Annotated in this window: 12 protein-coding genes and 1 pseudogene; 5 read left to right on the top strand and 8 right to left on the bottom strand. The window is 63.2% G+C overall.

Annotation, left to right across the window (positions count from 1 at the left end):
- Positions 1-257: 257 nt before the first annotated feature.
- Positions 258-1,760 carry a metallophosphoesterase gene (locus MOV75_RS09810; protein WP_246923910.1) on the bottom strand — a complete coding sequence of 501 codons (1,503 nt, stop codon included), beginning with the start codon at positions 1,758-1,760 and terminating at the stop codon, positions 258-260.
- Between the two features lie 288 nt (positions 1,761-2,048).
- Positions 2,049-2,252: a hypothetical protein gene (locus MOV75_RS09805; protein WP_246923905.1), complete on the bottom strand. Its 204-nt coding sequence runs from the start codon at positions 2,250-2,252 to the stop codon at positions 2,049-2,051.
- Between the two features lie 200 nt (positions 2,253-2,452).
- Between MOV75_RS09805 and MOV75_RS09800 the strand changes: the two genes are divergently transcribed.
- From MOV75_RS09800 to MOV75_RS09785, 4 genes are all read left to right on the top strand, one after another.
- Positions 2,453-3,826: a M17 family metallopeptidase gene (locus tag MOV75_RS09800; RefSeq protein WP_246923902.1), complete on the top strand. Its 1,374-nt coding sequence runs from the start codon at positions 2,453-2,455 to the stop codon at positions 3,824-3,826.
- On the top strand, positions 3,819-4,673 hold the full coding sequence (locus MOV75_RS09795; RefSeq protein WP_246923899.1) for a C40 family peptidase: 855 nt from the start codon (positions 3,819-3,821) through the stop codon (positions 4,671-4,673). Before MOV75_RS09800 ends, MOV75_RS09795 begins: the two co-directional genes overlap by 8 nt.
- Before the next feature lie 190 nt (positions 4,674-4,863).
- Complete coding sequence (locus MOV75_RS09790; protein WP_246923896.1) at positions 4,864-5,145, top strand: hypothetical protein; 282 nt, start codon at positions 4,864-4,866, stop codon at positions 5,143-5,145.
- 38 nt (positions 5,146-5,183) lie between these two features.
- Entirely contained in the window at positions 5,184-5,411 is a 228-nt protein-coding gene (locus tag MOV75_RS09785) for a hypothetical protein (protein WP_246923893.1), read from the top strand.
- A 72-nt stretch (positions 5,412-5,483) separates the two neighbouring features.
- Here MOV75_RS09785 and MOV75_RS09780 read toward each other — a convergent pair whose 3' ends face one another.
- From MOV75_RS09780 to MOV75_RS09755, 6 genes are all read right to left on the bottom strand, one after another.
- Positions 5,484-7,121, bottom strand: coding sequence for an ABC transporter ATP-binding protein (locus tag MOV75_RS09780; protein WP_247005543.1), 1,638 nt, complete (start codon positions 7,119-7,121; stop codon positions 5,484-5,486).
- 4 nt (positions 7,122-7,125) lie between these two features.
- Positions 7,126-8,304 (bottom strand): ABC transporter permease, encoded by a 1,179-nt coding sequence (locus MOV75_RS09775; RefSeq protein ID WP_246923888.1) that lies wholly within the window; start codon positions 8,302-8,304, stop codon positions 7,126-7,128.
- Positions 8,304-9,413 carry a microcin C ABC transporter permease YejB gene (locus tag MOV75_RS09770; protein WP_246923883.1) on the bottom strand — a complete coding sequence of 370 codons (1,110 nt, stop codon included), beginning with the start codon at positions 9,411-9,413 and terminating at the stop codon, positions 8,304-8,306. Before MOV75_RS09770 ends, MOV75_RS09775 begins: the two co-directional genes overlap by 1 nt.
- Before the next feature lie 2 nt (positions 9,414-9,415).
- Positions 9,416-11,302, bottom strand: coding sequence for an extracellular solute-binding protein (locus MOV75_RS09765; protein WP_246923880.1), 1,887 nt, complete (start codon positions 11,300-11,302; stop codon positions 9,416-9,418).
- Positions 11,303-11,316: 14 nt separating this feature from the next.
- On the bottom strand, positions 11,317-13,218 hold the full coding sequence (locus MOV75_RS09760; RefSeq protein WP_246923878.1) for an extracellular solute-binding protein: 1,902 nt from the start codon (positions 13,216-13,218) through the stop codon (positions 11,317-11,319).
- 211 nt (positions 13,219-13,429) lie between these two features.
- On the bottom strand, positions 13,430-13,984 hold the full coding sequence (locus MOV75_RS09755; protein ID WP_247005541.1) for a cytochrome c family protein: 555 nt from the start codon (positions 13,982-13,984) through the stop codon (positions 13,430-13,432).
- Positions 13,985-14,202: 218 nt separating this feature from the next.
- On the opposite strand from MOV75_RS09755, the pseudogene MOV75_RS09750 reads away from it, so the two are divergent.
- Positions 14,203-14,336: pseudogene (locus MOV75_RS09750) on the top strand (3-deoxy-manno-octulosonate cytidylyltransferase); the annotation flags it as partial.

The following is a 14,336-nucleotide window of genomic DNA, read 5'->3' as shown; positions in this document are numbered from 1 at the left end:
CCCGCGATCGGTGGGAGCGGCCTCGGCCCGCGCCCCCCCGACCGAGCCCGTCACGTCGGAGAGTTTCGACATGGCCGTGCAGCCGCCGAGGCCCATGGCCAATGCCGCGACCACCGACGTGGACACAAGAAGCCTGGCAGGACTGAACCGTTGACGCATGACGCCTTGACTCTCGAGCCGATTGATCGAGCCGAACGCGCCAGCAATAGACTGTTAACCCTAACGGCCGGTTAACGCCGCTCCCCTGCCCGCACCTCTCAGGGCGACGTTTGCGGCGGCGCCTCACCGCCGAGGTCCAGATTGAGGCCGAGTGCCTTCACCTGTTCGTTCAGGTCCCGCAGCAATTGCCGCCTTTGTCGCGCCGGCTGCCGGGCATCGACGCCCTCGCGGGACAGCCTCGGCAGTTGGCGCAGGAAATCATCACGGTTGATCGAGCGCCTGCCGGAGAGCTCATCGAGCTGAGCGCGATCGACGCCGAGCACATCGGCGGATTGCGCGATCAATCGATTGAGCCGTGTTCTCACCGCGGACAATGCGTCGATGTCGGACCTCGGCCCGGACCTCGCGACCTTGCCTTCGAGGTCCGTCCAGGCATGAGACGAGACGACGTAAGTGTAGAACGCGCTCGCCCAGTCCGGTTCGGCTTCATCGTAAAAGCCGCGACGCATGAACAATCGGCGGGCGATCACCGCGACCTGATCCCGCTTCAGCGAGGCGCATGAGGCGATCTCGATCGCCGACTGGACCGCCGGATCGCGGGAAAAGTCCCGCCCTGCCGGCAGCCTGATGATTCCGTCCGGCAGATTGGAATCGAGCAGCCCGAAAGCGCCACCGTTACGCGGCCTGGAATAGCGCGTGATCGCGAAGCGGTAGTCCGTGCGGCCAGCGCGGTACGAGGGACCGAAATGGACGATGTTGAAGCCGGCATCGTCGCCGGCTTGCCCGGTCGAGGATGGGCAGGAGAGCACGTAGATCGTGCGCCAGAACGCTTCGCCGCTCTCGCTCGAGATCGCACGTGGATCGGGGATGGAATAGCGGGTCAGTCCCTCGACATGCCGGTGACCGTGCAGAACCAGATTGACGTTGAGGGAGGTTGCCGCTTCGAGGAAGGTTCCGGGCGCTGCCAGATACATCAGCGGCTCATCGGGCGCGCCGAGAAAGCGCTTTCCTTCTCCCGTCGCCTGCGGCAGCGGATGATGATGCAGGGCCAGCACGCGCACCAGGTTTTCCGTCGGCTCGGCATAATCGGCACGCCCCGCAGACCCTATGCTGCCCGCGAGCTCGACGCTCAGCCGGGCGGAATCCGCGACCATCGCGTTGTAGGTGCCCTCATCGATATGGCCGCTCGCAAGCGTCGTCAGGCTTGCGCGGTTGGAATCCAGCAGCACCAGGTCGAGACCACCCTGCCGGTAATAGACGCTCTTCGAGGTCCGCGGCAGATGCAGGTAATCATAGACGTCGTGACGGCCGGCCCACTGGCTCGGCCGCTTGACGTCGTGATTGCCGGCAACGGCCTGGATGTCGGTGAACACACCGGTCTGCCGGAGGGACGCGATGACGGCCAGCGCTTCGTCGAGCGCGCGCGGCGTCGGATCGTCCACGAGATCTCCCGTGATCAGCAGGATGCGATCGGGGACATCGGCGAGGTCCGCCATCCTCTCGCGGAGAGCGGCACTGAGCGCCTCGATCGTCGGGAGCAGCCGGCCCGACCCGTCCAGATGCAGGTCGGAAATCTGCGCAATAACGAACGATCTATCCATTTGCGCCGCTCATTTGCCAATGCTGCGTCGCCCAAAACGATGCGAGAAATGCCTTCGACGAACAGATTGGCCGGTCGCAGCCCGGGTTAGGATGGGCCTCGGGCAAGTATCAACCGCGTGCCGCCGCGTTCTCGCACGATGCGTGCAGAGGCGCGCGACACAATCTAAAATATCGGCCAATCATGCCACAACCGCGGCGCGAGTAAAGCCCTGCGGCCGCGCTCGCGTGAACGGCAGTTCTCAACATGAGATACGAGTCCTGCCGTACAGCGGTTTCGTTTCGTCCGATCAATATTCGATGGCAAGCCGCTTGCGGATTTCGTCGACACGCTTGTCCAGCGCATCGAACCGGGCGTGGACGGATCGGTCATGGAGATAGAAGACGTAACCGCCGGCAAGGAGCGCGAAGATCCAGTGGTGGTGCTCGACATAGCCAAAAATCGCCTCGACGGCCTGGCCGATGAATGTGACCACGCTCCACACAAATTCCATTGCACCTTCCTCCCGACGCTTTGTCGCCGGTCGCCCGATTTGCATCCCTGGCCACCGTTGCCGGAACCTAGCATGGCCCCCTTGCCGCGAGTAGCGGCTCGCTGAACGGTGACAGGCAAAGCCGATTGCAGCAGCGGCCAAACTCTGCGAAGTCTCGTCCGTTCGTATGACCCGTTTGATCTGACGATCGGGACCCGCCAATGCCTTCTGTCTTCGAGACGTCGCCCACCGCCATCCCGATCACCTTCGTCACCAAATCGAGCTGGGATCAGGTCGCCGAAACGCTGCCGCCGCCGCAACGGCTGTTCGCCACGGCATGCGCCTTCACCGCCAAGCCGGGCGCCTATCTGGCACTGCCTGCGCCGGACGGCGCAATTGCGCAGGTGCTGTTCGGCCTCGAGGACGAGGGTGCAAGATCGCGCGACCTGTTCCGGTCTGGCGCCCTGCCGGGGCTTCTGCCGCCGGGCACTTATCGCTTTGCCAATGCCCCACATGATGCACGGCTGGCGGCGCTCGCCTTCGCACTGGGATGCTACCGCTTCGCGCGCTACCGCAAGGCTGATCGTCCCGACGTCCGGCTGGTGCCGCCTGATGGCGTCGATGCGGCCGGGATCGAGCGGATCGCGGATGCCGCAATGCTCGCGCGCGACCTCATCAACACACCGTCCAACGACATGGGGCCGGCGGAGCTGGCTGCCGCCGCGCAAGCGCTCGCGGCCGAGTTCGGTGCAAGTTTCGCCTGCACCATCGGCGAAGAGTTGGAGACGGATTTCCCGTTGATCCACGCCGTCGGAATGGCCTCCAGCCGCGCGCCGCGGCTGATCGATATCGGCTGGGGCGATCCTGATCATCCCAAGGTGACGCTGGTCGGCAAGGGCGTCTGCTTCGACACCGGCGGGCTCGACCTGAAGCCGTCGAGCGGCATGCTGATCATGAAGAAGGACATGGGCGGCGCCGCCAATGTGCTGGCGCTGGCACGCATGGTGATGGACGCGAAGCTGAAGGTGCGGCTTCGCGTGCTGATTCCGGCCGTGGAGAACGCGCTCGCGGGCAACGCCTTCCGCCCGCTCGACATCTTCACCTCGCGCAAGGGCATCACGGTCGAGATCGGCAACACGGATGCGGAAGGCCGCCTGGTGCTCGCCGACGCGCTGGCGCTGGCCGACGAGGAGAAGCCCGATCTGCTGATCGATCTGGGCACGCTGACCGGCGCGGCCCGCGTCGCACTGGGGCCGGATTTACCGCCCTTTTACACCAATGATGAGACCCTTGCCGCCGACCTCGCGCGCTGCGCGGTGCAGGAGAACGATCCGTTGTGGCGCATGCCGCTGTGGCCGCCTTACGATGCCTGGCTCGACTCCAAGACGGCCACCATCACCAACGCGCCATCAGGCGGCTTTGCCGGCTCGATCACCTGCGCGCTGTTCCTGCAACGCTTCGTCGAGCAGGCCAGGAGCTGGCTGCATGTCGACATCTACGGCTGGACGCCGTCGGCCAAGCCCGCACGCCCCGAAGGCGGCGAGTGCCAGGCCGCGCGGGCCATCTACACCTTGCTGAGCGAGCGCTATGCATGATCCAAAATACGATCCGCGGCTGACGCCGGCGCGGGGCGACCTTGCGGCGAAGTATCTCGAAGGCAAGATCGAGGCGGATCGCTTCGTCACCGGCGAGGAACTCGAGGTGGTCGAACCGGTCGCGCCGGTGCGCGAGCAACCGTCTTCGAGCGCGATGCTGATGACGGAGGCACTGCGCGGCGAACGCGTCACGGTCTACGACCGCAACGGCGAAGGCTGGGCGTGGGGCCAGCTCAATGGCGATGGCTATGTCGGCTGGCTGCCGGATGCGGCGTTGACGAAGCCGGCAGCCGCCCCGACCCACAAGGTGGGCGCGCTGCGGACGTTTGCGTTTCCCGGTCCCTCGATCAAGCTGCCGCCGGCTGAGACGCTCGTGATGGGATCCAGGCTCGCGGTGGCGCGCGAAGACGGAATCTTCGCCGTGACGCGCGACGGCAGGTATCTGCCGAAGTTCCATCTCACCCCGCTCGATCATCGCGAGCCGGATTACGTCGCTGTCGCCGAGCGCTTCGTCGGCACGCCTTACCTGTGGGGCGGCAAGAGCAGTTTTGGCATCGATTGCTCCGGCCTCGTTCAGGTCTCGCTGACAGCATCAGGCATCGGCTGCCCGCGCGACAGCGACATGCAGCAGGCCGGGCTCGGCCGCGCGCTCGATCCGCATGAGCGGAGCAGCTTGCTGCGCGGCGATCTGGTCTTCTGGAAGGGACATGTCGCGATCGTCCGCGATGGCAGCACCATGGTTCACGCCAACGCGCATCACATGGCGACGGTGATCGAGCCGATCGAGTCGGCCATCGCACGGATCAAGCAGGCCGGCAGCGAAGTCGTCGCGATCAAGCGGCTCTAGGGCCGCGGATCATCGTAAACGCGAGCTTTCTCGGCATCCGAACAGGTTCCGGACGCGGTTGTTGACGTATCGGACGCATCGACCCCGTCCAATGGGCATCTTGCGGCGCAGCTACGGAACAAACGTTACATCTGAGAGCTTTGCGGAACGAAACGCGTCGTCAGTCTTTCTCTGGCTTTGGGAGGTGCCCATGAGTTCTCAGGCCAGAGAAGGCGCGTGTGCGTTCGCTTGGCGGAACTATTTGCTGCTCCACAGCGGCATCAGCGAGAATGATAGCAGGCGTTCCGCCCTCCACCGCTACATCGCCAATCTTCGCGATGCCGGCGAAGATGATTTCGATCTGTTGCAAATAGCCGCAGTCGCCTACTTGAAAAAGCTGGATGAATTGCAAGACAACCAATGCGCGCGACTCGCGGCGGATCAAGTTTTGGCTGAATGTTTAGAAGCACGCGGTTCAAAACACGACAGCTAGCTTTCAGGCCATAACACCAGAGCGAAGGAGCGAACAGCATGGCAGACAAGACCAATGCAGACCGTTTCGCGCGCGACCCAGAACGGCGCATCGCCGCAGCGACAGCAATCGGCATGAATGCCTTGAAGCCGATGATGCACTTTCAGATTTCAATGCTGAGGATGTGGGCCGACAGCATCGAGAGGCTCGCGGGCAATTACGAAAAGCGGCTGGAAGAAACTGCGACCGCGGCCGAGGACCAGTCGGACAAGGATCGCGCCGCGTAAATCAACGCGACGGGTCAAGCACAGCCCGCCTTGGAAGCGTCCCCGGGGTTCGCGCTGCCCGGGAATGACAGACTACGTCGCGGCCGCCCCGTTCCCCGCCGTCTCGAGCCGGAACGCCGCCGCGAACAGCGCCCGCGTGTAATCCGTCTTCGGGGTCTTGAACAGCTCTGCGGCCTGTCCCTCTTCGACGACCTTGCCGCCGCGCATCACGATCAGGTGGCTCGCGAGCGAAGCGACGACGCGCAGATCGTGCGAGATGAACATGTAGGTAAGCTCGCGCTTGCGCTGGAGCTCGCGTAGCAGATCGACCATCTGCGCCTGGAATAGCATGTCGAGCGCGCTGGTCGGCTCGTCCAGCACGACGAAATCCGGTTCCAGCACCACCGCCCGCGCGATACTGATGCGCTGGCGCTGGCCGCCGGAGAATTCATGGGGATAGCGGTTGCGGGTATCGGGCTTCAGCCCGACGTCTTCCAGTGCCTTGACGACGCGCGCCTCGCGCTCTTCGCGCGACAGCGTCGGCTGATGCACGGAGAGACCTTCGGCAATGATATCGGCGACCGACATGCGCGGTGAGAGCGAGCCGAACGGGTCCTGGAACACGATCTGCATGTCGCGCCGGAACGGCCGCATCTCCTTGAAACGCAGGCCCTGGATGTCCTTCCCCAAGAACACGATGCGTCCGTTCGACGAGATCAGTCGCAGCAGCGCCAGCCCCAGCGTGGTTTTGCCCGAGCCGGATTCGCCGACGACGCCCAGCGTCTCGCCCCTGCGCACGGCGACGCTGACGCCGTCGACCGCCTTGATGTGGCCGACCGTCTTGCGCATCAGGCCGCGCTTGATCGGAAACCAGACCTTCAGGTCGTTGGCCGACATCACGACCGGCGCATCCGGCTGCGGCGGCGCCGGATCCGGCTTCGGCTCGGCCGCGAGCAGATCGCGCGTGTAGGGATGTTTCGGCGACTTGAAGACCTGCTCGACAGGTCCCTGCTCGACGATCTCGCCGCTCTTCATGACACAGACGGTGTCGGCGATGCGGCGTACGATGCCGAGATCGTGGGTGATGAAGAGCAGGCTCATGCCGAGCCGCGAGCGGATCTCGGCGAGCAGCGCCAGGATCTGCGCCTGCACGGTGACATCGAGCGCCGTCGTCGGTTCGTCCGCGATCAACAGATCCGGCTCGTTGGCGAGCGCCATCGCGATCATCACGCGCTGGCGCTGACCGCCGGAGAGTTGATGCGGATAGCTCTTCAGCCGCGTCTCCGGCTCGGGAATGCCGACCTGCGTCAGCAGCTCCAGCGTCCGCCTGCGCGCCTCGGCATTGCTGGTTGGATTATGCAGCTGGATGATCTCGCCGATCTGCGCCTCAATCGTGTGCAACGGATTGAGCGAGGTCATCGGCTCCTGGAAGATGATGGAGATATCGCTGCCGCGAATCTCCCGCATCTCCTGCTCGGAACGGTCGATGAGCTCCTGCCCCTTGAAGCGGATGCTGCCCGAGGGGTGCGAGGCGTTCGGATAGGGCAAGAGCTTGAGGATCGAGAGCGCGCTGACGGACTTGCCGGAGCCGGATTCACCGACCAGCGCCAGGCATTCGCCGCGCTTGATCTGGAACGAGACCTTGTCGACCGCAAGCGTCGTGGCGCCGCCCTGGTGGAAGGCCACCGAGAGGTCGCGAACGGCAAGCAGGGGCTGGTTGATCGCGTCCATCGGCTTACCTGAACGTCTTGCGCGGATCGAAGGCGTCGCGCACGGCTTCGCCGGTGAAGATCAGGAGCGACAGCATGCTCGCGACCGAGAAGAAGCCGGAGAAGCCGAGCCAGGGCGCCTGCACATTGGACTTGGCCTGCGACAGCAATTCGCCGAGCGAAGGCGATCCCGGCGGCAGGCCGAAGCCCAGGAAATCCAGCGCCGTCAGCGTCATCACCGAACTCGACACGATGAAGGGCAGGAACGTCATGGTCGCCACCATCGCGTTCGGCAGCAGGTGGCGGAACATGATGATCGGGTTGGAGACACCGAGCGCCCGCGCCGCCTGGATGTATTCGAAGTTGCGCCCGCGCAGGAATTCGGCCCGCACGAGACCGACCAGCGAAACCCAAGAGAACAGCAGGAGGATGCCGAGCAGCACGAAGAAGCCGGGCACGAGGACCGAAGACAGGATCAGGAGAAGATAGAGCGAGGGGATCGCCGTCCATATCTCGATGAAACGCTGGAAGATGAGATCGACCCGGCCGCCGAAATAGCCTTGCACCGCGCCCGCTGCGATGCCGATGACGGACGAGACGATAGTGAGACAAAGGCCAAACAGCACCGAGATGCGGAAGCCGTAGATCAGCCGTGCGACCACGTCGCGCCCCTGATCGTCGGTGCCGAGCCAGTTGTATTCGAGGTCGCGGCAGCTCTTCAGCCCCTTCTTCTCCACCACCGACTGGCATTGCTTCTCCGTCAGCATCCATGTCGGCGGCGACGGCGCAGGCGTCGGGAGGTCGAGATTGTGGGTGTCGTAAGAATAACGGATCAGCGGCCAGACGATGGTGCCGTTCTTCTCCTTGATCAGCTTCTGCAAATAGGGATCGCGGTAGTCAGCCGCGGTTTCGAAGTCGCCGCCGAAGGTCGTTTCGGAATAGGTCACGAAAGCGGGCCAGTAGAGACGGCCGTCGAACTTGATCAGGAAAGGCCGATCGTTGGCGATCAGCTCTGCGAACAGCGAGACCACGAACAGCGCAATGAAGATCCAGAACGACCAGTAGCCGCGGCGGTTCGCCTTGAAATTCTGCCACCGCCGCTTGTTGAGCGGCGATGGAGCGAACGGCTTGCGCGTGATCGGAACGATCTCGCCCAGCGGGGACTGGGTGGTGGTCTCGATCGGCGTCGGTGCGGTAATCGTCATCAGACCTCCCGCGCCTCGAAATCGATCCGGGGGTCGATCCACATATAGGTCAGGTCGGAAACCAGGTTGATCACGAGGCCGACCAACGAAAAGATATAGAGCGTGCCGAACACCACGGGATAGTCGCGGTTGAGCACGCTCTCGAAGCTGAGCAGCCCGAGCCCATCCAGCGAGAAGATGGTCTCGATCAGGAGCGAGCCGGAAAAGAAGGCGTGGATGAAGGTGCTGGGAAAGCCTGCGATCACGATCAGCATCGCATTGCGGAAGACGTGCCCATAAAGCACCCGATTCTCGCTACAGCCCTTCGCGCGCGCGGTCATCACGTACTGCTTGCGGATTTCGTCCAGGAACGAGTTCTTGGTCAGGAACGTCATGGTGGTGAACGCACCGAGCCCCATGGCGATCAGCGGCAGCGTGAGATGCCAGAAGTAATCGATGATCTTCCAGTACCAGGGGAACTGCGACCAGCCGTCGGAGGTCAGTCCGCGCAACGGGAACCAGTTGAAGAAGGAGCCGCCGGCAAACAGGATGATGAGGAGAATTGCGAACAGGAAGCCGGGAATCGCATAGCCGAGCACGAGCACGGTCGACGTCCAGGTGTCGAAGCGTGTGCCGTCCTTGACCGCTTTGCGGATGCCGAGCGGGATCGAGATCAGATAGGTCAGGAGCGTCAGCCACAGGCCGAGTGAGATCGAAACCGGCAGCTTCTCCTTGATCAGCTGCAGAACGCTGACGTCACGGAAATAGCTCTTGCCGAAATCGAAGCGGGCGAAATTCCACACCATCAGTGCGAAGCGTTCCGGTGCCGGCTTGTCGAAGCCGAACTGCACCTCGAGCTTCTTGATGAAATCGGGATCAAGACCCTGCGCGCCGCGATATTTCGAGTTGACGGCATCGCCGCCGGCCCCGACTTGCCCGGGCGCGCGCTGCGCAAAGTCGCTGCCGCCCGAAATGCGCGAGGTGCCGCCGGTGTCAGCTCCGGAGAGCTGCGCGATCACGCGTTCGACCGGGCCGCCCGGCGCGAATTGCACGACGACGAAAGACACGAAGAGGATCCCCAGCAGCGTCGGGATCATCAGGAGGATGCGGCGGGCGATATAGGCGCTCATGATTATTTCGCCTGCTCGAGCTTGGCGGCCTTGGCGGGTTCATGCCACCAGATGTCGGGCGCGCCGACGCCATTGGCATAACGCGGCAGCTTCTGCGGATGGCCGAACTGATCCCAATAAGCCAGCCGGTGCGTCTTGTTGTACCATTGTGGCACCCAATAACGGCCGGCGCGGAACAGGCGATCGAAGGCGCGGCAAGCGACGGTCAGTTCCTCGCGGCTGTCGGCTGCCATGATCTTCTCGATCATGGCATCGATGGCCGGACTGGCGATGCCCGCGAGATTGTACGACCCCTTGGTCGCCGCGACCTGCGACGAGAAGAATGCGCGCATGGCATCGCCCGGCGTCGCCGACATGCTGAAGCGCTGGATCGTCATGTCAAAGTCGAAATCTTCCTGGCGCGCCTTGTACTGCACGGCATCGACGAGCCGGATGTTGGCCTCGATGCCCAGCGTCCCCAAATTCTTGATATAGGGCGCGTGGTGCGGCTGGAACGAGGGCTCGTCCAGCAGGAATTCGATGCGGAAGACCTCACCGTTCGGCAGGACGCGCTTGCCGTCCTTGATCGGCACACCGGCATCGGTCAGCAATTGCTGCGCCTTGCGCAGCAGGCTGCGATCCTGTCCGGATCCGTCCGTGATCGGCGGGGAGAAAGGCGCTGCGAACACCTCGTCGGGGACTTGGCCCCGGAACGGCTCGAGCAGCTTCAGTTCTTCCGGCGACGGAGGCCCGTTGCTCGCCATGAGATCGGAGTTCTGGAAAGGCGACACCGTGCGGGCATAGGCGCCGTACATGATGGTCTTGTTGGTCCATTCGAAGTCGAACGCATTGATCAGGGCCTCGCGCACCCGCGGGTCCCTGAATTTTTCACGTCGCGTGTTGATGAACCAGCCCTGCGCGCCCGACGGCGTCTCGTCGGGCACGACTTCCATCTTGACTCGCCCCTCCTTGGCGGCGGCGAAATCATATCGCGTCGCCCAGATGCGGGACGTGAACTCCTCACGGTAGAGATAATTTTTGCCGGTGAACCCCTCGAAGGCGACGTCGCGATCGCGGTAGAACTCATAGCGCACAATGTCGAAATTATAGGTGCCGCGGCAGGGCGGCAGATCGGCGCCCCACCAGTCCTTCACCCGCTCATACTCGATGTAGCGATTGACCTCGAACTTGCCGACCTTGTACGGACCCGAGCCCAGCGGGATCTCCAGAGACGTTTCATCGAACGGGCGGGACGCGTAGTACGCCTTCGAGAAGATCGGCAGGCTCGCTGCATAGAGTGGCACGTCGCGCGCGCGACCCTTGGCAAAGGTGACGACGAGCGTTGCATCGTCGATCGCTTCCGCGCCGACCATGTCGCGCAGCTGCACCAGGATCAAGGGATGGCCCTTGGTCTTCAGCGCCATCAGCGAGAACGCCGCATCATGCGCGGTGAGCTTCGTGCCGTTGTGGAATTTCGCCTCCGGCCGCATCGTGAAGCGGTAGACCAGCCTGTCCGGCGATATCTGAACGGATTTGGCCGCGAGCCCGTACATCGCATCAGGCTCGTCGTTCGCGCGCACCATCAGCGGTGCGAAGGTCATGTCCATGCCCTGCGCGCCGTCGCCCTTCAGGATGAAGGCGTTGAGCGAGTTGAAGGTCTGGTAGGACTGGTTGTAGGCGCGCACCGACGGAATGAGGGAGAACGCGCCGCCCTTTTGCGCATCGACGTTGACGTAGTCGAAATGGTGGAAGTCGGCGGGATATTTGAGATCGCCGAACGCCGAAATGCCGTGAGCCTCAATCCCGGCTTCCGACGCATGCGCGCCACGCATCGGCCGCGCGCCCAGCGACGCACCGAGGGCGCCGCCAACACCCAAGGCCAGCACATGGCGGCGTGACATCTGCGTCATGCGGGGGATGTCCTTCACGACTTCTTTGCGATCCGCGCCGCCTTGTCTGCGTCGTACCACCAGATGAACGGGAAGCCAGACTGGCCATATCGGGGCAATTCGGCGGGCCGGCCGAAACGATCCCAGCGCGCGGTGCGCACCTTCGTATAGGTCCACTGCGGCACGACATAGTGATTCCACAGCAGTACACGGTCGAGCGCCTTGGTTGCAGCGACAAGATCGTCGCGATCGGCCGCGTAGATGACCCGCTCGATCAGCTTGTCGATCGCCGGATTCTTGATGCCGGCAATGTTGCGCGAGCCGGCGATGTCAGCCGTCTTGGACGACCAGAACTCGCGCTGCTCGTTGCCCGGCGACTGCGACTCGCCCCACGAGTTGGTGACGATGTCGAAATCCCACTCGCGTGTCCTGTTCTCGTATTGGGTCGGATCGACCGTCCGCACGCTGACGGCAATGCCGAGCCGCTCCAGCGACGGCTTGTAGAACAGCGTGATTCGCTCGAAGCTCGGATCCGAGTTCAGCAATTCCAGGGTGAACTGGGCGCCGGTCTTGACGTCGGTCAGCTTGCGGTCGCGCACCTCGTAGCCGGCCTCCTTGAACAGGCGCAGCGCCTCGCGAAGATTGTCGCGCACGGCTTCCGGACTGCCGCCGATCGGATTGCTGTAGGCCGTGGTGAAGACTTCGGGCGGGACCTGAGCACGGACGGTCTCGAGGATCTCGAGCTCCTTGCCCTGCGGCAAGCCGGTTGCCATCAGATCTTCGATGCCGTCGAAATAGCTGTTGATGCGCTTGTACTGGCCGTAGAAGATCTGCTTGTTCATCTCCTCGAAGTCGAAGGCGTAGTTGAGCGCACGCCGCACGCGGGGGTCGCTGAATTTGGCGCGGCGCAGGTTCGGCACGAAGGCTTGCATCACGCCCGAGCTGCGATTGGCGAACTCCTCGAGGATCACGCGCTTTTCCGTCACGGCCGCGAAGTCGTAGGCGGTCGCCCAGTTCTTCGCGCTGTTCTCTGTACGCCAATCGACCTGGTCGGCCTTGAAAGCCTCGATCGCCACGGTGGCATCGCGGAAATATTCGTAGCGCAGCTCGTCGAAATTGTTGCGGCCCAGATTGGCCGGCAGGTCGCGGCCCCAATAGTCCTTGACGCGCTCCAGCGCGATCGACCGCCCTGCTACGAAGTCCTTGATCCTGTAGGGACCGGAGCCGAGCGGCACTTCGAGCGTGGTCGCGGAGACATCGCGCTTGCGGCCCTGCGCGTCGGTCCCTTCCCACCAATGCTTCGGCAGGACCGTGAGTTGGCCCACGATCTGCGGCAGCTCGCGGTTGCCCGGCGCGTCGAATACGAACTTCACCTCGCGCTCGCCGACCTTCTCGGCCTTCACCACATGGCTGTAATAGGCCGAGTACATCGGGTGGTGCTTCTTGAAGGAATCGAGCGAAAAGATCACGTCGTCCGCGGTAACGGGCTTGCCGTCGTGCCATTTGGCCTGCGGCCGCAAGCGGTAAGTCACGTAGGAGAAGTCATCCGGATGGCTGACGGCCTCGGCCAGCGCGCCATATTCCGTCGATACCTCGTCGAGCGAGGGCGTCGTGAGGGATTCGTAGATGAATGCGACGGCGCCGGCGACCTGCCCCTTCACACCTGACACAACGATGTTGAAGTTGTCGAAGGTGCCGACGGCGATCTGGCGCGCGATGCCGCCCTTCGGCGCTTCCGGATTGACGTAGTCGAAGCGCTTGAAGTCAGCGGGGTACTTGACCTTTCCGAACAGGGATAACGCGTGGCGCCAAGGTAGCTCACTGGCGGATTGCGCGCGTGCTGCGCCGATGACGGGAACGCTGCCCAGGGAACCAAGGGCGGGAAGCGCTGCGGCAGCAGTGCCGGTGAGCAGGAGATCGCGTCGGGTAATGGCCAAATCAACATCCCTGTCTTGAAGGAGGCTACTCCTTTAAGTTCCCAATATAGGCGAGGTTTCGACCGAATATGTTGCTTTTTCCTCATCTTGAAAGGCCCGGCGACCTATCGGATGCGGCCAAACGCCCCGATAAATTCGTCGCGAGGCCCGGATACGGAAACGGCCAGGCTTTTCAGCCTGGCCGCATATTCCAAGACAGGTTCTTGAGGCCTTACTTCGACGCCGTCGGCAGCGGCTGAGGGTGCTCTGACAGCGAATTCAGATAGGCAATGACATCAGCGCGCTCGGAATCCTTGGGAATACCGGCAAAGCCCATCGCGGTGCCCGGGATGAAGCCCTTCGGATTGGCGATGAACTTGTTGAGGTCGTCGAACGTCCAGGTGCCGCCCTTGGCCTTCATGGCAGCCGAGAAGTTGAAGCCGCCGCGGCCTTCGCCCCTCTTCTCGCCGACGACGCCATAGAGGTTGGGACCAACGCGATTCGGGCCACCCTTTTCGAAGGTGTGGCAGGCGCCGCACTTCTTGGCGGCTGCAGAGCCCTTTTCGACGGAGGCGGTCTGGAGCAGCTTTTCGATCGGCTCGGAAGCTGCGGCGGCAGCGCCGCCTTCCTTGCCGTGGCCGGCATCTTCCTTCACGGCGATCTCGAAGCCGGGTTTTTCCGGCATCTTGGGCGAGAAAAGAGCCTGGGCGGTAAAGCTGGTCACCAAGAGAAAGAGACAGGTACCAAGCACGGCACCCATGATTTTATTGAGTTCGAAAGAGTCCATTTCCGGCCAGGCCCCACCGCAAGAAGGAAACAGCGGCGCAATCGGCCGCCAGGACGAGCCTCGGGAGAATCAAACGTTCCCTATTGTTTCCCCGAGTTTTGCCATTGAGATATCGGTTTGCCCGGGGTCTGGCAACCCGTATAAGCGACCCGGCTTTCAACCCGTCCCCACTCCATTTCTCGGCGCGGAAAACGCCCTGTTTGCAGGCTCTTGACCCGATGATTGATCCTCGCATCCTGGTGCTGATCCCGGCCCGCATGGCCGCCACCCGCCTGCCCGGCAAGCCGCTCGCCGATATCGCGGGCCAGCCGATGATCGTGCATGTGCTGCGCCGCGCCGAGGCCGCCGGTAT

The sequence above is a fragment of the Bradyrhizobium sp. PRIMUS42 genome, from assembly GCF_023006515.1.
GTDB lineage: Bacteria > Pseudomonadota > Alphaproteobacteria > Rhizobiales > Xanthobacteraceae > Bradyrhizobium.
The sequence above is the reverse complement of the archived record's forward strand: the minus strand, read 5'-3'. Positions and strand labels throughout refer to the sequence as shown.